The organism is Collinsella sp. OM06-18AC, from assembly GCF_003438785.1.
Taxonomy (GTDB): Bacteria; Actinomycetota; Coriobacteriia; order Coriobacteriales; family Coriobacteriaceae; genus Collinsella.
In genome coordinates this window covers 186,309-201,903 of record NZ_QSTX01000002.1, presented here as the reverse complement: position 1 = coordinate 201,903, position 15,595 = coordinate 186,309, and the positions used below count along the sequence as shown (strand labels likewise).

Annotated in this window: 23 protein-coding genes; all 23 read left to right on the top strand. The window is 59.3% G+C overall.

From position 1 onward, the window contains the following. Position 1: 1 nt before the first annotated feature. The 23 genes from DXB86_RS02310 to DXB86_RS02200 all read left to right on the top strand — a co-directional run bounded on the left by DXB86_RS02310 (position 2) and on the right by DXB86_RS02200 (position 15,321). Complete coding sequence (locus DXB86_RS02310) at positions 2-1,045, top strand: XdhC family protein (RefSeq protein WP_117735999.1); 1,044 nt, start codon at positions 2-4, stop codon at positions 1,043-1,045. A 201-nt stretch (positions 1,046-1,246) separates the two neighbouring features. Further along, positions 1,247-2,560, top strand: a complete 1,314-nt coding sequence (locus DXB86_RS02305; RefSeq protein ID WP_158555260.1) for a uracil-xanthine permease family protein — start codon at positions 1,247-1,249, stop codon at positions 2,558-2,560. A gap of 306 nt (positions 2,561-2,866) precedes the next feature. Beyond that, the gene (rplE, locus tag DXB86_RS02300) at positions 2,867-3,424 is read left to right on the top strand and encodes a 50S ribosomal protein L5 (RefSeq protein WP_006235260.1); all 558 of its coding nucleotides are present in this window, start codon (positions 2,867-2,869) and stop codon (positions 3,422-3,424) included. A gap of 79 nt (positions 3,425-3,503) precedes the next feature. After that, positions 3,504-3,689, top strand: a complete 186-nt coding sequence (locus DXB86_RS02295) for a type Z 30S ribosomal protein S14 (protein ID WP_022094280.1) — start codon at positions 3,504-3,506, stop codon at positions 3,687-3,689. A 119-nt stretch (positions 3,690-3,808) separates the two neighbouring features. Continuing rightward, a complete protein-coding gene (gene rpsH / locus DXB86_RS02290) occupies positions 3,809-4,207 on the top strand; it encodes a 30S ribosomal protein S8 (RefSeq protein WP_006235262.1) in 399 nt (132 codons plus the stop codon). 33 nt (positions 4,208-4,240) lie between these two features. Next, the gene (gene rplF, locus DXB86_RS02285; RefSeq protein ID WP_006235263.1) at positions 4,241-4,777 is read left to right on the top strand and encodes a 50S ribosomal protein L6; all 537 of its coding nucleotides are present in this window, start codon (positions 4,241-4,243) and stop codon (positions 4,775-4,777) included. Positions 4,778-4,852: 75 nt separating this feature from the next. Continuing rightward, positions 4,853-5,221, top strand: a complete 369-nt coding sequence (gene rplR / locus DXB86_RS02280) for a 50S ribosomal protein L18 (RefSeq protein ID WP_055252235.1) — start codon at positions 4,853-4,855, stop codon at positions 5,219-5,221. 14 nt (positions 5,222-5,235) lie between these two features. Further along, positions 5,236-5,760 (top strand): 30S ribosomal protein S5, encoded by a 525-nt coding sequence (gene rpsE, locus DXB86_RS02275; protein ID WP_055252236.1) that lies wholly within the window; start codon positions 5,236-5,238, stop codon positions 5,758-5,760. A gap of 2 nt (positions 5,761-5,762) precedes the next feature. Beyond that, a complete protein-coding gene (gene rpmD / locus DXB86_RS02270; protein ID WP_006235266.1) occupies positions 5,763-5,945 on the top strand; it encodes a 50S ribosomal protein L30 in 183 nt (60 codons plus the stop codon). Between the two features lie 3 nt (positions 5,946-5,948). Continuing rightward, a complete protein-coding gene (gene rplO / locus DXB86_RS02265; protein WP_006235267.1) occupies positions 5,949-6,398 on the top strand; it encodes a 50S ribosomal protein L15 in 450 nt (149 codons plus the stop codon). Further along, on the top strand, positions 6,392-7,678 hold the full coding sequence (secY, locus tag DXB86_RS02260; RefSeq protein WP_035137447.1) for a preprotein translocase subunit SecY: 1,287 nt from the start codon (positions 6,392-6,394) through the stop codon (positions 7,676-7,678). The genes rplO and secY overlap by 7 nt, the downstream gene beginning before the upstream one ends. A gap of 18 nt (positions 7,679-7,696) precedes the next feature. After that, the gene (locus DXB86_RS02255) at positions 7,697-8,323 is read left to right on the top strand and encodes an adenylate kinase (RefSeq protein ID WP_055252238.1); all 627 of its coding nucleotides are present in this window, start codon (positions 7,697-7,699) and stop codon (positions 8,321-8,323) included. Continuing rightward, complete coding sequence (gene map, locus DXB86_RS02250; RefSeq protein WP_117735997.1) at positions 8,320-9,108, top strand: type I methionyl aminopeptidase; 789 nt, start codon at positions 8,320-8,322, stop codon at positions 9,106-9,108. The genes DXB86_RS02255 and map overlap by 4 nt, the downstream gene beginning before the upstream one ends. 145 nt (positions 9,109-9,253) lie before the next feature. Further along, a complete protein-coding gene (infA, locus tag DXB86_RS02245) occupies positions 9,254-9,472 on the top strand; it encodes a translation initiation factor IF-1 (RefSeq protein WP_035137443.1) in 219 nt (72 codons plus the stop codon). A gap of 150 nt (positions 9,473-9,622) precedes the next feature. Further along, positions 9,623-9,736, top strand: a complete 114-nt coding sequence (gene rpmJ, locus DXB86_RS02240; RefSeq protein WP_006363204.1) for a 50S ribosomal protein L36 — start codon at positions 9,623-9,625, stop codon at positions 9,734-9,736. 14 nt (positions 9,737-9,750) lie between these two features. Then, entirely contained in the window at positions 9,751-10,125 is a 375-nt protein-coding gene (gene rpsM, locus DXB86_RS02235) for a 30S ribosomal protein S13 (protein WP_022094275.1), read from the top strand. Positions 10,126-10,139: 14 nt separating this feature from the next. Continuing rightward, on the top strand, positions 10,140-10,544 hold the full coding sequence (rpsK, locus tag DXB86_RS02230) for a 30S ribosomal protein S11 (RefSeq protein ID WP_006235274.1): 405 nt from the start codon (positions 10,140-10,142) through the stop codon (positions 10,542-10,544). Between the two features lie 19 nt (positions 10,545-10,563). Beyond that, positions 10,564-11,160, top strand: a complete 597-nt coding sequence (gene rpsD, locus DXB86_RS02225) for a 30S ribosomal protein S4 (RefSeq protein ID WP_006235275.1) — start codon at positions 10,564-10,566, stop codon at positions 11,158-11,160. A gap of 32 nt (positions 11,161-11,192) precedes the next feature. After that, a complete protein-coding gene (locus DXB86_RS02220; protein WP_006235276.1) occupies positions 11,193-12,134 on the top strand; it encodes a DNA-directed RNA polymerase subunit alpha in 942 nt (313 codons plus the stop codon). Positions 12,135-12,164: 30 nt separating this feature from the next. Next, positions 12,165-12,632, top strand: coding sequence for a 50S ribosomal protein L17 (gene rplQ, locus DXB86_RS02215; RefSeq protein ID WP_006235277.1), 468 nt, complete (start codon positions 12,165-12,167; stop codon positions 12,630-12,632). Between the two features lie 92 nt (positions 12,633-12,724). Beyond that, positions 12,725-13,549 (top strand): tRNA pseudouridine(38-40) synthase TruA, encoded by an 825-nt coding sequence (gene truA, locus DXB86_RS02210; RefSeq protein WP_117735996.1) that lies wholly within the window; start codon positions 12,725-12,727, stop codon positions 13,547-13,549. Positions 13,550-13,710: 161 nt separating this feature from the next. Next, on the top strand, positions 13,711-14,751 hold the full coding sequence (locus DXB86_RS02205) for a glycosyltransferase (RefSeq protein WP_158555259.1): 1,041 nt from the start codon (positions 13,711-13,713) through the stop codon (positions 14,749-14,751). A gap of 132 nt (positions 14,752-14,883) precedes the next feature. Beyond that, positions 14,884-15,321 carry an arginine repressor gene (locus DXB86_RS02200; protein ID WP_006235280.1) on the top strand — a complete coding sequence of 146 codons (438 nt, stop codon included), beginning with the start codon at positions 14,884-14,886 and terminating at the stop codon, positions 15,319-15,321. The last annotated feature ends 274 nt before the right edge of the window (positions 15,322-15,595 follow it).

The following is a 15,595-nucleotide window of genomic DNA, read 5'->3' as shown; positions in this document are numbered from 1 at the left end:
AATGGAAAAGCTCGATGTGGTGAATGCTGCGCTCGGCGCTCTGAAGGCTGGTAAGACGTGCGAGCTGGTGGTAGTTGCCGGCACGGCAGGGTCATCGCCGCGCGGCGTGGGCGCCTGGATGGCCGTCTTTGCCGATGGCAGCCAAGCAGGTACCATCGGCGGCGGCAAGATCGAGCTCTTTGCGCTGAACGAGGCGCGCGAGCTGCTGGCCGCAGGGCAATCGCGTCTGGTCCGCTACACCATGGGCGGCGAGAACTCCGATACCGGCATGATCTGCGGCGGTGCCATCTGCCTGTGCTACCTGCATCTGGATGCGACTCAGACACCGTTGTTCCAGTCGGTTGCCGACGTCTTGGCCTATCGGCGCATCGGCGACTTCGTTATCGACTTTGAGCCGTTTGTCATTCAGGCCCTCGAGGGCGATGTGGCCGAGTACCATGGCGGGGCATCGCGCCATACCATTGACGGCTACCCCGAGCTTTCGCTGGTGGAGGAGGGGAGTAAGGTCACCTACACCAACGCTGCCTCCGAGATCCCCCCGGCGCACATCGAGACGCTCTGCCCCGAGGGCCTGACCTACATCTTTGGCTGCGGACACGTGGGCGCTGCGACGGCGCGCGCGCTCACGGTGGCGGGCTTTGCCGTTGTGGCGTGCGATGACCGCCCCGGCACGCTGACGCCCGAATGGGTGCCCGGTGTCTACGATCGTCGCCTGGTCGATTACAAGAACCTGAGCGAGCTGTGTCCCATCGGTCCGCGCGACTTGGTGGTCGTGGCCACAGCAGGCCACAAGTCCGATATCGACGTGGTGATCCAAGCCATGCGCGCCAAGCCTGCCTACCTGGGCTGTCTGGGTTCGCGCCGCAAGACGGCCTTTGTGCGCGCCCGCCTGGAGCAGGAGGGCTTTACGCAGGACCAGATCGACGAGCTGCACCTGCCGATCGGCGTTGCCATTCAGGCCGAGGACCCCGAGGAGATCGCCATCTCCATCGCCGCCGAGATGATTCACCTGCGCCGCACCAAGCTCGTCCCCCGCAAGCGCTAGTCGCATCTCCATCAATAAGTTGCGGTGAAATAGTTCCTAGATAAGCCTGCCGGGCGGTTAGCCAGGAACTATTTCACCGCAACTGCTGTTTGACCCCGGGGGATGCAGGATCGCGGGTCAAAATGCTACCTGTGCCATATGCCCTATAATGTCCGCTCGTTGAGCGGTATGGGGCCGCTGCCTAGAGTATGGGAGGCGCAAATGGCGGAGTCGGCAGCAGGGGGCGCCCTGTTCGAGCGTGCGGGAAAAGTTTCGTTTGTGCAGGTATTGCCCCATGCACTGCAGCATGTGCTGGCGGCATTCGCGGGTATCGTCACGCCCGCCATCATCATCGCGTCGGTCTGCGGCTTTACCCCTCAGGAGGAGGCCGCTGTCATCCAGGCGTCGCTCGTCCTCTCGGCGCTCGACATTTTCCTTCAACAGTTCCCCATAAAAGGTGTCGTCGGTTCGGGCCTGCCCATTGTGATGGGTGCGAGCTTTACCTTCGTGCCGGCGCTCAAGGCGGTCGGTCTTGAGCTTGGTTTTGAGGCCGTGCTGGGCGCCCAGGTAATCGGCGGCGCGCTCGTCGCGCTCTTCGGCCTACTGTTTAGGCGCGTAAGCTTTCTCTTTCCGGCCCCGGTGCTCGGCACCGTCATCTTTGTCATTGGCCTGTCGCTATGCCCAGTGGCAGTTGCCTCCATGGCGGGCGGGGAGAGCGCGGCGGATTTTGGCAGTGTCACCAACTGGGCCGTCGCACTTGTGACGTTCGTCGTCACCTTTATGGCTGGCAACTACGGCAAGGGCGCGCTTAGGCTGGGCAGCATCCTGGCTGGTATCTGCGCGGGCTTTGTTTTGGCTGCGGTGTTGGGCATGGTCGATTTCTCGGCCATCGCGACCGCCAGCTGGTTCGCCCCGCCGGCCCTGGGCGCCCATCGCCTGGTGTTCGACCCGGCCGCGTGCGCCGTTGTGGGCGTTGTCGCCATTGTCAACGCAGTACAGGTCATGGGCGAGTTTGCCGCTGTCTCGTCCGCCGCGCTCGATACCCCTGCGACCGATAGCCAGATCTCGGGCGGTCTGATCGCCAACGGCCTGGTCGGTATGCTGTCGGGCTTTTTGGGCGGCGTCCCCACGGCAACCTTTGGCCAGAATGTGGGCATTATCGCCGAGAACAAGGTCGTCAACCGCATGGTCTTTACGCTTGCCGCCGCCATCTTGCTCGTCGCGGGCCTGCTGCCCAAGTGCGCGGCGGTGCTCACGTCCATTCCGCAGCCGGTAATCGGCGGCGCCACGATCGGCGTGTTCGCGACCATCGGCATGAACGGTGTGGTCATGTTTGCCCGCCACGGCCTGTCTCAGCGCGATACCACGCTCATGGGTCTCTCTATCGCCTTTGGCACGGGCATTGAGCGCACGGCCGGCGCGCTTGCCGGCGCTGGATTCCCCGCATGGGTCGGCACCGTCTTTGGCGGATCCTCCATTGCCGTCGCCGCACTCGTTGCTGTGATCCTCAACCTGGTCCTCCCACGCCAAAAATAACGCCCCATATATGAGTTGCGGTGGAATAGGGACTGTTTAAGCCTGTTGGGCCGCCAAACAGTCCCTATTTCACCGCAACTGCTTTTGGGACGCATTTGTGCGGGGGAGTTGTGGAGTTGTGCAGGCAGACGAGGTTTTTCTGGAAATACGCACCCAATGCGCGTATAGTACCGATTGTTTTGTCGGCTCCTGCTGCGTCGGGTCCAAACCGCGAAATGCCATGAGCGGCGCGGATGCAGTCAGGAGGCACGAGGACAACCCATCGTGGCCACGCCCCGTGCTTAAAACCCCAAGAAGGAGTGAATAATGGCAGAAGAGAAGTATGTGCCGCGTCTGAAGACCAAGTACAACAACGAGGTCAAGCAGCAGCTTCAGGACAAGTTCCAGTACGAGAACGTCATGATGATCCCCAAGTTTGAGAAGATCGTCGTGAACATGGGTGTCGGCGAGGCCGCTACCGATTCCAAGGCCATCGACGGTGCCGTGCGCGACCTGCGCGCCATCACCGGCCAGCAGCCGATGATCACCCGTGCCCGCAAGTCCATCGCTACCTTCCGCCTGCGCGCTGGTATGCCGATCGGCTGCAAGGTTACCCTGCGTGGCGACCGTATGTGGGAGTTCTTCGATCGTCTGACCTCCGTCGCGATCCCCCGTATCCGCGACTTCCGCGGCATCTCCGCCAAGAGCTTCGACGGCCGTGGTAACTTCTCCATGGGCGTCACCGAGCAGCTCATCTTCCCCGAGATCGACTTCGACTCCGTCGATCACCAGCGTGGTATGGACATCACTTTCGTGACCACCGCCAACACCGATGAGGAGGCCAAGGCCCTTCTGGACGCCTTCGGTTTCCCGTTCAAGAAATAGGTTCACCTGCCCTATGAGCGCCGTTCCCAGAAGGGGGCGGCGCTTGGGGCGAACAATACTCTATGTGAGGAGGATATAAGTGGCTAAGACATCGATGATCGTCAAGTGCAATCGCAAGCAGAAGTTCTCTACTCGTGAGTACACGCGCTGCCAGCGCTGCGGCCGTCCGCACTCTGTGTACCGCAAGTTCGGCCTGTGCCGTGTCTGCTTCCGCGAGCTTGCACTCAAGGGCGAGCTTCCCGGCGTTAAGAAGGCCAGCTGGTAAGTCACTACCAGCGTTTCAAGCATCAGTTTGGAACAGGGAAAACGCGCTAAAAAGGCTTTGCCGTTAAGGGCGGCGAAGAACCAAGAGCACGTGTTCATCAAGAACGAAGGAGAATCTGTATGAACCTTACAGACCCGATCGCAGATATGCTTACGCGCATCCGTAACGCTAACTCTGTGAACAAGGCCACGGTCTCCATGCCGAGCAGCAAGAAGCTCGTCGAGATCGCTCGTGTTCTGCACGAGGAGGGCTACATCGAGGGCTACGATGTCGAGGACACCGTTCCCCAGAAGACTCTGCACATCACGCTTAAGTATGGTCCCAAGAAGGCTAAGGTCATCAACGGCATCCGCCGCATTTCCAAGCCGGGCCTGCGTAAGTACACCGGCGTTGCCGACATGCCCCGCGTCCGCGGTGGCCTTGGTACCGCCATTATTTCCACCAGCCATGGCGTCATGACCGACCGCGATGCTCGCAAGCACAACGTCGGCGGCGAGATCATCGCTTACGTCTGGTAATTCGCTCGGTAGGTAGAAGGAAAGGAGATCACCGTGTCTCGTATCGGTAATAAGCCTGTCCAGATTCCCGCCGGAGTCGAAGTGGCAGTCAACGGCAACAACGTTGTCGTCAAGGGCCCCAAGGGCCAGCTCGAGCTCGATGTCTTTGAGAAGCTCGCTATCAACGTCGAGGACAACGTCCTCACCGTTTCCCGTCCCGACGACGAGCGTGAGACCCGTGCCCGCCACGGCCTCACCCGCGCCCTCATCCACAACATGGTTGTCGGCGTTTCCGAGGGCTTCGAGAAGAAGCTCGAGCTCGCCGGCGTCGGTTACCGCGTGCAGCAGAAGGGCAAGAACCTCGAGTTCTCCCTGGGCTTCTCGCACCCCGTGATCGTCGAGGCTCCCGAGGGCATCACCTTCGAGGTTCCCGACAACACCCACGTGAACGTCAAGGGTATCAACAAGCAGCAGGTCGGTCAGATCGCCGCTGAGATCCGCGGTCATCGTCCTCCCGAGCCTTACAAGGGCAAGGGTATCCACTACGTTGGCGAGCACATCCGCCGTAAGCTGGGTAAGGCCGCCAAGTAGTCGTAACCGACTCACTCGCATAAGACCAGCACCCCGTCAGGTGCTGGCAAGATCAACCTTTTTAGGAGTTTACGTATGAACAAGCATAAGGCGAAGCTGGAAGGCCTCAAGCGTCGTCAGCGTCGTGTTCGCGGCAAGGTCTCGGGTACCGCCGAGCGTCCGCGTCTTCGAGTGACCCGTACTAACGCCAACATCTATGCCCAGATCATCGACGACAGCAAGGGCTCCAGCCTGACGCTCGTCTCTGCCTCGACCCTCGAGGCCGAGTTCAAGGGCACCCACACCTCGAACAAGGAGGCTGCGGAGAAGGTCGGTCAGCTCGTTGGCAAGCGCGCCATCGAGGCCGGCATCACCAAGGTCGCCTTCGATCGTGGTGGCCGTATCTACCATGGCCGCGTCAAGGCCCTCGCCGACGGTGCTCGTGCCGCCGGTCTCGAGTTCTAGGAGGTATGTAGCACATGGCTCGTAATCAGAAGCAGCAGCGCGAGGCCTCCGAGTTCGAGGAGCGCGTCGTTTACATCAACCGCGTGTCGAAGACCGTCAAGGGTGGTCGTCGCATGAGCCTCGTCGCTCTCGTCGTCGTTGGCGACGGCAAGGGTAACGTCGGCGTTGGCATGGGCAAGTCCGCTGAGGTGCCCCTGGCCATCTCCAAGGCGTCTCTCGATGCCAAGAAGAACATGTTCCACGTGCCGGTGACCGAGCAGGGCACCATCCCGCACGAGGTTCTCGGCCACTTTGGTGCCGGCCGCATCATCATCAAGCCCGCTGTCGAGGGTACCGGCGTTATCGCCGGCGGCGCTGTGCGTCCCCTCTTTGAGCTTGCTGGCATCAAGAACGTCCTGTCCAAGTCCCTCGGTACCGACAACGGCCTCAACATCATCAAGGCTGCCGTCGAGGGCCTCAAGGAGCTCTCCAGCCCTGAGGACGTCGCGGCTCGCCGTGGCCTGACGGTCTCCGAGATGTTCGTCGGTAAGGAGAACTAAGCATGGCTGACACCATCAAGATCAAGCAGGTCCGCAGCACCAACGGTTGCAAGCAGGACCAGGTCCGTACTGTCCGTGCCCTCGGTCTCCACAGGATCCGCGAGGTTCGCGAGATTGCTGACAACGAGTCCGTCCGCGGCATGATCTTCAAGGTCAAGCACCTTGTCGAGATTGTAGAGGAGTAGCAAATGCAGCTTCACGATCTTACTCCCGCGCCCGGTTCCACCAAGAACCGCAAGCGCGTCGGCCGTGGCAATTCTTCGGGTCACGGCACCACTTCTGGCCGCGGTCAGAAGGGCCAGGGTTCCCGCTCTGGCGGCACCAAGGGTGCCGGCTTCGAGGGTGGCCAGACTCCGCTGGCTATGCGCCTGCCCAAGCTTCCGGGCTTCCGCAACCCCCGTCGTATCGAGTACACCGCTGTCAACGTTGAGCGTCTCGAGCGTAAGTTCGAGGACGGCGCTGTAATCGACGGTGCCGCTCTTAAGGCTGCTCGCATCACCAAGAGCGAGTTCGAGCCCGTCAAGGTGCTCGGCAATGGTGAGCTCACCAAGAAGTTCACGGTCAAGGTCGACAAGGTCAGCGCTTCTGCGCAGGCCAAGATCGAGGCCGCCGGCGGAAAGGTCGAGCTGCCGTGCTAAATGGTCTTAAGAATGCTTTCCGCATCAAAGAACTGCGCGAAAAGATTCTTTTTACCATAGCTATGCTCGTCGTGTACCGCATTGGTGCGCACGTTCCTGTGCCCGGCATTCCCTTCCAGGGGATGCTGGGCCTTTTCTCGACCGATAACAATTCGGTCGCCGCAGGTGCTATGGCCCTCCTGAATCTTTTCTCTGGCGGCGCGTTGAGCTATGTGTCGGTGTTTTCGCTGGGCATCATGCCTTACATCACTAGCTCGATCATCCTCCAGATGCTCCAGGCCGTTGTGCCTTCCCTGCATGAGCTTGCCCGCGAGGGCGAGGTCGGTCAGACCAAGATTACGCAGTATTCGCGTTACCTCACCCTGGCTCTGGCAATCCTCAACTCCGTGGGTTACCTCTTCCTCTTTAAGAGCTTCGGCATAAGCTTTAATGGCGCCGGCGCTCCCGAGATCATCTTCGACCTCATGATCGTCGGTACGCTCACTGCGGGCGCCATGCTGATCATGTGGATTGGTGAGCTCATCACCCAGCGCGGTATCGGCAATGGCATGTCGCTGATCATCTTCGCGAATATCATGGCCGGTCTTCCGCAGGCGATCTTCTCCAGCACCGAGGGTAACGCCGGTGGCATCATCACCATGGTGATCATCTGCGCCATCATCTTGCTGGTTATCCCGCTGATCGTTTTCCTTGAGCGCGGCCAGCGCCGCATCCCGGTCTCCTACGCCAAGCGCGTCGTTGGCCGTCGCATGATGGGTGGCCAGACCACCTACCTGCCCATCAAGGTCAACACCGCGGGCGTCGTGCCGATCATCTTCGCTTCGGCGCTGCTGTACTTCCCGGCTCAGATTGCCGTGTTCTTCCCCGGCATCGGCTGGATCCAGGCAGTTGCCTCTGCGCTTTCGACCGGTTGGCTCAACTGGGTGCTTAATGTTGTCCTCATCGTGTTCTTCGCGTACTTCTACACCTCCATGGTGTTCAACCCCGATGACACGGCCGACAACCTTAAGAAGCAGGGCGGCTTTATTCCGGGCGTGCGTCCGGGTAGGGCTACCGCGGCCTACATCAAGAACGCGCTCAACAAGATCACGCTTCCCAGCGCTGTCTTTTTGGCGCTCATCGCCATCGTGCCTTCGATCATCTTCTCCTTCACGGGCAACCATCTGATCCAGGCATTTGGCGGCACGTCCATCCTCATCATGGTCGGCGTCGTGCTCGACACGGTCGACAAGCTCGAAGGCCAGATCAAGATGTATGATTACGATGGATTCTTTAAATAGGCTAGAGGAGGATTGCTCATGAACCTCGTATTGCTCGGAGCTCCGGGTGCCGGCAAGGGCACCGTCGCACAGGAGCTCGTCGCCGAGTTCGGCGTCGCTCACATTTCCACGGGCGACCTGCTGCGTGCTGCCGTCAAGGGTGGCACCGAGCTTGGTATTCAGGCTAAGAAGTACATGGACGCCGGCGAGCTCGTTCCCGACCAGCTCGTGATCGACCTTGTCAAGGAGCGCCTTGCCGCCGATGACGCCCAGCAGGGCTTCATCCTCGACGGTTTCCCGCGCAACACTGCCCAGGCTGTTACGCTCGATTCCGAGCTCTCTGCCATGGGTCGCGAGATCGACTGCGCCCTTCTGGTCGACGTGGCCCCCGAGGTCATCATCGACCGTCTGTCTTCGCGTCGCACCTGCCGCGCCTGCGGTTACACCGGCACCGCTGCCGATGCTACCTGCCCCAAGTGCGCCGGCGAGATGTATCAGCGCGACGACGACAAGCCCGAGACCATCAAGAATCGTCTCGACGTCTACGAGAAGTCCACGAGCCCGCTCGTCGACTACTATCGTGGCCAGGGTCTGCTCAAGTCGGTCAACGGTGACCAGGCTCGCGAGACCGTGTACGGGGATGTCAAAGAGGCTCTCGGTCTATGATCAAGATTAAGTCTGCAACGCAAATCGAGCAGATGAAGAAGGCAGGAGCGCTATCTAAGATGGCGCTCCGCCACGTTGGAGCCATGGTTCGCCCTGGTGTTTCGACCTTTGAGCTTGATCAGCTTGCGGAGCAGATTATCCGCATGCATGGTGGCACCCCGGCCTTTAAGGGCTACGGCGGGTTCCCCGGTACCATTTGCGCATCGATTAACGATGCCGTGGTGCACGGTATTCCCAATCCCGACATGATCCTGCGTGATGGCGATATCATCTCCATCGATACGGGTGCTGTTGTCGACGGTTGGGTCGGCGATAACGCTTGGACGTTTTTCGTCGGTACCCTCACGCCCGAGGCCAAGGCCCTGTGCGAGGTTACGCGCGATTGCCTTAAGGCTGCCATCGAGCAGGCTGTTCCCGGTAACCATATTGGGGACATTGGTTATGCCGTCCAGTCCCTCGCCGAGTCTCACGGCTATGGCGTGCTTCGCGATTATGTGGGGCACGGTATTGGCCATGTGATGCACGAGGACCCCAACGTTCCGAACTACGGAAAGAAGGGGAGGGGCGTTCGTCTCCAGGCCGGTATGGTCATTGCCATCGAGCCGATGGTCACGATGGGATCCAATCATGTGAGCACGGGCTCCGATGGTTGGATCGTCACGACCAACGACCACCTGCCCGCCGCGCACTACGAGAACACCGTCGCCATCACCGATGACGGCCCGGTGATTCTCACTACCGACGCGCAAGGCGCCTGGTGTTCCTTGCAAGGAGGCGAGATGTAGAGGCCGCGTTCAAATTCGTCGGCATTTACATTTCAAAGTTACAGGTTTCACTTAGTTGTGGAGCCATTACGAAGATATTACGATACGTGCACGCGTATTGTAGAATACTCAATCGCTGTCGTTTTCTAGAGAAAGATGATTGCTTGTGAAGAAGGAAGACGCAATTGAGCTCGAGGGTACGGTAAAGGAACCGCTGCCCAATGCCATGTTTAAGGTTGAGCTCGAGAACGGTCATTCGGTTCTGTGCAACATTTCTGGCAAGATCCGAATGAATTACATCCGTATTCTCCCCGGTGACAGGGTTGTCGTGGAGCTTTCCCCGTACGACCTGACCCGCGGCCGCATCACCTATCGCTATAAATAGCGGCACGCATACACGCACTCCTTTTCCGACTGCAGGCTTAGCTCAACCTACGGTCGGATTGTGTGTGAAGACCAGCCATAGTTTTAAACGCCTGCGGCTGGGCGAGTAGATAGTAGGGAAGTAGTTTGAGCGCTACCGAAAGGAAGAACGATGAAGGTACGTCCTTCGGTCAAGAAGATGTGCGATAAGTGCAAAATCATTAGGCGCCATGGCAAGGTCCTCGTCATTTGCGAGAACCCCCGTCATAAGCAGCGTCAGGGTTAAGAGAGGAGACTACGTTGGCCCGTATTAATGGTGTCGACCTCCCGCGTGAGAAGCGCGTTGAGATCGGTCTGACCTACATTTACGGCATCGGCCGCACCACTGCGACGAAGATTTGCGTCGAGTGCAACGTTAACGTGGATACGCGCGTTAAGGACCTCACCGAGGATGAGGTTAACGCCATCCGCGATTATATCGACAAGAACCAGATCATGGTTGAGGGCGACCTCCGCCGTGAGCGCAACCAGAACGTCAAGCGCCTTATGGACATCGGCTGCAACCGCGGCCTTCGTCACCGCAAGGGCCTCCCGGTCCGCGGCCAGCGCACCCACACTAACGCTCGTACCCGCAAGGGCCCGAAGCGTCAGATCGGTGCTAAGAAGAAGAAATAAGGAGCGCTAGATAGATGGCTACTGCTAAGAAGAACGTTCGCGCTGCCCGTCTGAAGCGCGCGGACCGTAAGAACATTTCCGTGGGCCAGGCTCACATTCGTTCTACGTTCAACAACACGATCGTTTCGATCACCGATCCCCAGGGCAACGTCATTTCCTGGAAGTCGGCTGGCCAGGTGGGCTTCAAGGGCTCCCGTAAGTCCACGCCGTTCGCTGCCCAGATGGCTGCCGAGGCTGCTGCCAAGCAGGCCATGGAGCACGGTATGAAGAAGGTTTCCGTCTTCGTCAAGGGCCCCGGCTCCGGTCGTGAGACCGCCATTCGCTCCCTCCAGGCCGCTGGCCTCGAGGTCTCGAGCATCCAGGACAAGACCCCCATCCCGCACAACGGCTGCCGCCCCAAGAAGCGTCGCCGCGTGTAACTGAAAGGATCGTATCAATATGGCAATCGACAGGACTCCTGTTCTTAAGCGCTGCCGTCAGCTCGGGATCGATCCCGCTGAGCTCGGTTACAGCAGCAAGAAGGAATCTATCCGTCAGCCCAAGCGCCGTCGCAAGGAATCTGAGTACGGCATGCAGCTGCGCGAGAAGCAGAAGGTCAAGTTCATCTATGGCGTTCTGGAGAAGCAGTTCCACGGCTACTTCAACAAGGCCCGTAAGATGAACGGCGTCACCGGTGAGAACCTCATGATCATCCTTGAGTCTCGCCTCGACAACGTCGTCTTCCGTCTTGGCTTCGCCCGCACCCGCAAAGAGGCTCGTCAGTCCGTCCGTCACGGTCACTTCACCGTGAACGGCAAGCGTGTGGACATCCCGTCCTACCGCGTCAAGGCCGGCGACGTCGTCGCTGTCGGCGAGAAGTTCCGTGACCTCCTCCCCATCAAGGAGGCCCTGATTTCCTCCGAGCGCTTTGAGGTCCCTGGCTGGCTCGAGGTCGATATCGAGAAGCTGTCTGGTAACGTGCTCGCTCTGCCGACGCGTGAGCAGATCAGCGGTGATATCAACGAGCAGCTCATCGTCGAGCTCTACTCTAAGTAGTCCATCCGGGCTGCTGAGGCTGGAGGTAATACATGTCAGAATTCATTAGGCCTCAGGTTCAGGTCGAAGAGATCAACGAGACGTCTGCTCGTGTCTCCGTCGAGCCGCTCGAGCGTGGCTACGGCGATACGCTGGGTAACTCCCTTCGTCGCGTTCTTCTGTCCTCGCTCGAGGGTGCCGCCGTCGAGGCTATTCAGATCGATGGCGCGCAGCACGAGTTCATGACCATCCCCAACATGGTCGAGGATGTCACCGACATCGTCCTGAATGTCAAGGGTCTTGTCTTCAGGGCTCTCGGCACGACCGACGAGGCGACCGCCACCATTTCGGTTGACGGCCCCTGCGAGGTCACCGGTGCGGACTTCTTTATTCCGTCCGAGTTTGAGCTGGTCAACCCCGAGCAGCACATCGCTACGCTCACCGAGGGTGGCCATCTCACCATGAGCATGCGCATCGGCTATGGCCGCGGCTATGTCTCTGGCGAGGCTAACAAGCGCGACAACGATCCCATCGGTGTGATCCACGTCGACTCGCTGTACTCGCCGGTGTCCCGTTGCGCCAAGCTCGTTGAGGCTTGCCGTGTCGGTCAGCACACCGACTACGACCGCCTTGTCCTCGAGATCGAGACCAACGGCTCCATCGCTCCGCGCGACGCCGTGGTCCAGGCTGCCAATATCATCAACCAGCATATGGCTGCCTTTATGAACCTTGCCGAGACCCCCGAGGTCGAGGAGGAGGCTTCGATCTTCGCTCCCGAGGTCACCAACGACAACGCCGAGCTGGACAAGCAGATCGAGGATCTGGACCTTTCCGTCCGTTCCTACAACTGCCTTAAGCGCGCCAGCATTCACTCGGTCCGTCAGCTCGTTGAGTTCTCGGAGAACGATCTGCTCAACATCCGTAACTTCGGTGTTAAGTCGATCGAGGAAGTGAAGGACAAGCTAGAGTCCATGGGCCTGAGCCTGAAGGCTTAATGCTTCGCATATTTGAGGAGAAACTAGACCATGCGTCACAACGTTAAGAAGGGCCTGAAGCTCGGCACCGATGCGAGCCACACCAAGGCCATGAAGAAGAGCCTTGCTAAGGCCCTCTTCGAGAACGACCGCATCAAGACCACCGAGACCCGCGCTAAGGCGCTGCGTTCGGTCGTCGATCCGATCATCACCTGGGCCAAGAAGGGCGACCTGCACTCTCGTCGTCTGGCCATCGCCAAGCTCGGCGATAAGCAGCTCGTTGCCGAGATCTTCGACAAGGCTGCTCAGGGCATGTGGCAGGACCGCAACGGCGGTTACACCCGCATCATGAAGCTCGGTAACCGCAAGGGCGACAACGCTCCCATCGTTATCATGGAGCTCGTCACCGAGCCTTGCACGCCTAAGGCCAAGAAGGCTGCTCCGGCCCCCAAGAAGGCCGCGGCTCCCAAGAAGGTCGAGGCCGTCGAGGAGGCTCCTGCTGAGGAGACCGCTGAGTAGACAATCCGTCTGCATAGGCTATATTCGAGGGGTACGTTCGCGTACCCCTCTTTTTTTGTCGCAATACCGTTGATTGTTTGTTGGGAGCGTCCATGACCGCGCCGTCTGATTTCAATTTGAACCCAGGGCTCGATGCTACGCTCGTATTCCGTGTTGCCTATGACGGCTCATCGTATAGCGGATTTGCCGAGCAACCGGGCCAGACGACCGTTGCGGGCGAGTTGCGCCGCGCTATCGAGACGCTGCTGCGCCGCCCGATCGATCTGACGTGTGCGGGGCGTACCGATGCCGGCGTGCATGCGGTGGCTCAGTACATTAGCGTGCCCGTAACGGACGCTGAGCTTGCTCTGACGCGCCGTAGGTGGCTGAGGGCTATGGATGCCCTGTTGTCCAAAGATATCGCCATAAACGAGGTCTACAGGGCCCGTAAAGGCTTTTCTGCTCGCTTTGACGCGCGGTCCCGTACGTATACGTACCGTATTGCCGATCGCGATGCGCGCCCCGTGCTCTCGCGCGGCGCTGTGTGGTGGCATCGCTATCCCCTCGACGTCGATGCGATGGCGGCCGCCTGCCCTGCGCTTTTGGGCGAGCAGGACTTTAAGAGCTTTTGCAAGGTGGCATCTGCCGTGGGCAAGCCCACGCATCGCTGCGTGATGCGTGCCGAGTTTGGCCACGAGGTCGCTTTTGGCGAGGATATCCTGACCTTCACCATCGAGGGCAATGCGTTTTTGCACTCGATGGTGCGTACCATTGTAGGAACGCTCGTGGAGATTGGCATGCATCGTCGCGATCCCGAGTGGATGCGCGAGGTCATTGATGCCTGCGACCGTACCGCCGCGGGTCCCACGGCGCCTGCCTGCGGCCTTACGTTTATGGGTGTGGATTACGGCCCCGACGAGCTTGTCGTACTCGACTAGGGGAGTGCTCGGCGCGTCCGTACCTGACACATACTATGTGTGAGCTGCGCGTGTGCAACATCTGTTCTTGGCGTGCAACATGTTAGGCGGCTCGTTGCTTTTATAGCTCGGGTGTACCATGAACGACAGTTTGATTTGGCGCTATCGAGAGGATGGAAAACTTGGTTCGACGTGGTTTGCATCCGCGACTTTCGGTGATCCTTATTGTTGAGGGTTCGCCCAGCTATGCGATGCGTGCGCTCGAGAGCGTCCAGAACCAAGACCTCTATGATTTGCAGATTGTCATCGTATGCCGCGATGTTGCACCAGGTGTGCGCCATTCGCTCGAGGTTGCCGCCGGCAGAGATATTCACATCGATTTGATTGACGTCGAGGATTCGGCGCGCGGAGCATGTCTCAAGGCCGGTTTTGCCGCCTCGCGTGGATTGCAGATTGTTGCCATGAACGCCGACGAGTGGTTTGCCCCACAGTCCCTTTCCAAGATGGTCGACGTTGCGTGCGATGCTGCGGCAGACATGGTGATTCCCACGGCATCGCTCGACCGCTACGATGCTCATCGTGAGCGCCATTCGCGTGTACTGGATGCCACCTCTCTTGCGATCGATGACCGTGCTTCATTGGCGGCCGGTCTGTCTCAAATGATTTCCGGCGGCCTGATTGCCCAGACTCCCGGTGTGATGTACAGCCGCTCGCTGTTCGAGACGTGTTTGTCGCGCGACCGTGCGTTTCGCTCGATTGGGTTTATGACATGCGCTCTTTCGCAGGCGCAATGCATATCCGGGTGCGGTGATGCCTGTTTCCATGCGGTGGCGCCACGGCTTACAGATGCTTTTGACCCCACATTGTTTGCCAAGCTTACCGATGACGCCCGGGCGCTCGACGAGCTTATTGATTCGCTGGCAGAGGCGAACGGTGACGCGCAGCTAAAGGTGGCGAGCCATATGTTTTACTTCGCCGGGCTGGTCGCCTGCATCGAAAATTTGTGCTTGAGCCCGCATGGGGTTTCTTCAATTGAGCGTTCCGCTCGTATGCGTGATATGCTCGAGGCATCTCGAACTCGTCAGATGGCTGCGGCACTCAAGGATAACCATCGTGGACTCGGCTTGTTGTTTGGACCGATTGCCAGTGCCAAACCTACGCGTTGCGTGATGTATACGCATCTGGCCGCTTTTTTTAACCGGACGGGCGTCAAAACTGCTTAAGACGGCTATTTTCGAAACAATCTTGCATGGAATTGTTTCGAAATGCGTTCTTATTCACAAATACCCTCAAATAGCGCTAAACTATTCAATTACTGATTGATTGTCTCCGCCATCTATGGAGTGAGGTTTAGTATGGCTAAAAAACGCAATGGGCGCCAGGATGCCATCAGAGATATCGTGCGCAACAAGGATGTTCGCACGCAGCGCGTGCTGGTGGACGAGCTTCGTGCCATGGGGTTTGATTGCACGCAGGCGACCGTTTCGCGCGACATTGCCGATATGGGGCTGCGCAAGCTCCCCGAGGGTATCTATGTCCTGGCCGAGGACTTGCATCTGCAGCGTATGGTTTCCGAACTGGTAACGGGCGTTCTGCGCACCGACAACTTGGTTATGATCAAGGCTCAGCCCGGTACCGCTTCGGGCATTGCCGCTGCGGTCGATGCCGCTGAGCTGCCCGACGTGCTCGGTTCGCTCGCCGGTAACGACACCATCTTGGTTATCGCCCAGACCGCCGAGGACGGCGAGCGCCTGGAGGCCCTCATCAACAAGCTGAGCAACTCTCGTAAGTAGACGAGGCGGCGCGTGAGGACAGCGCCGTACGAGCGCATATAGCGACTTTGATGGGGCGTCGACGATGGTCGGCGCCCTTCTTTATTGTCGCATCGTGTTGAGGCGCATGCGAGGTTTCTCGTGACAAAAAGGCGCCCGAGCAGCATTTGATCTGCTCGGGCGCCTTTGATTGGCTATGGCTGGGTGCCTACTGACCTGTAGAGGGATCGGGCGTGGGCGTAGGCGTTGGAGTGGGGGAACCGCCCTCGCCGCCGCCTTCGCCACCGCTACCGTC

Coding starts and splice junctions, on each gene's coding strand:
- DXB86_RS02310 (WP_117735999.1), top strand. CDS start 2: ATGGAAAAGCTCGATGTGGTGAATGCTGCGCTCGGCGCTCTGAAGGCT.
- DXB86_RS02305 (WP_158555260.1), top strand. CDS start 1,247: ATGGCGGAGTCGGCAGCAGGGGGCGCCCTGTTCGAGCGTGCGGGAAAA.
- rplE (WP_006235260.1), top strand. CDS start 2,867: ATGGCAGAAGAGAAGTATGTGCCGCGTCTGAAGACCAAGTACAACAAC.
- rpsH (WP_006235262.1), top strand. CDS start 3,809: ATGAACCTTACAGACCCGATCGCAGATATGCTTACGCGCATCCGTAAC.
- rplR (WP_055252235.1), top strand. CDS start 4,853: ATGAACAAGCATAAGGCGAAGCTGGAAGGCCTCAAGCGTCGTCAGCGT.
- rpsE (WP_055252236.1), top strand. CDS start 5,236: ATGGCTCGTAATCAGAAGCAGCAGCGCGAGGCCTCCGAGTTCGAGGAG.
- rpmD (WP_006235266.1), top strand. CDS start 5,763: ATGGCTGACACCATCAAGATCAAGCAGGTCCGCAGCACCAACGGTTGC.
- rplO (WP_006235267.1), top strand. CDS start 5,949: ATGCAGCTTCACGATCTTACTCCCGCGCCCGGTTCCACCAAGAACCGC.
- DXB86_RS02255 (WP_055252238.1), top strand. CDS start 7,697: ATGAACCTCGTATTGCTCGGAGCTCCGGGTGCCGGCAAGGGCACCGTC.
- map (WP_117735997.1), top strand. CDS start 8,320: ATGATCAAGATTAAGTCTGCAACGCAAATCGAGCAGATGAAGAAGGCA.
- rpmJ (WP_006363204.1), top strand. CDS start 9,623: ATGAAGGTACGTCCTTCGGTCAAGAAGATGTGCGATAAGTGCAAAATC.
- rpsK (WP_006235274.1), top strand. CDS start 10,140: ATGGCTACTGCTAAGAAGAACGTTCGCGCTGCCCGTCTGAAGCGCGCG.
- rpsD (WP_006235275.1), top strand. CDS start 10,564: ATGGCAATCGACAGGACTCCTGTTCTTAAGCGCTGCCGTCAGCTCGGG.
- DXB86_RS02220 (WP_006235276.1), top strand. CDS start 11,193: ATGTCAGAATTCATTAGGCCTCAGGTTCAGGTCGAAGAGATCAACGAG.
- rplQ (WP_006235277.1), top strand. CDS start 12,165: ATGCGTCACAACGTTAAGAAGGGCCTGAAGCTCGGCACCGATGCGAGC.
- truA (WP_117735996.1), top strand. CDS start 12,725: ATGACCGCGCCGTCTGATTTCAATTTGAACCCAGGGCTCGATGCTACG.
- DXB86_RS02200 (WP_006235280.1), top strand. CDS start 14,884: ATGGCTAAAAAACGCAATGGGCGCCAGGATGCCATCAGAGATATCGTG.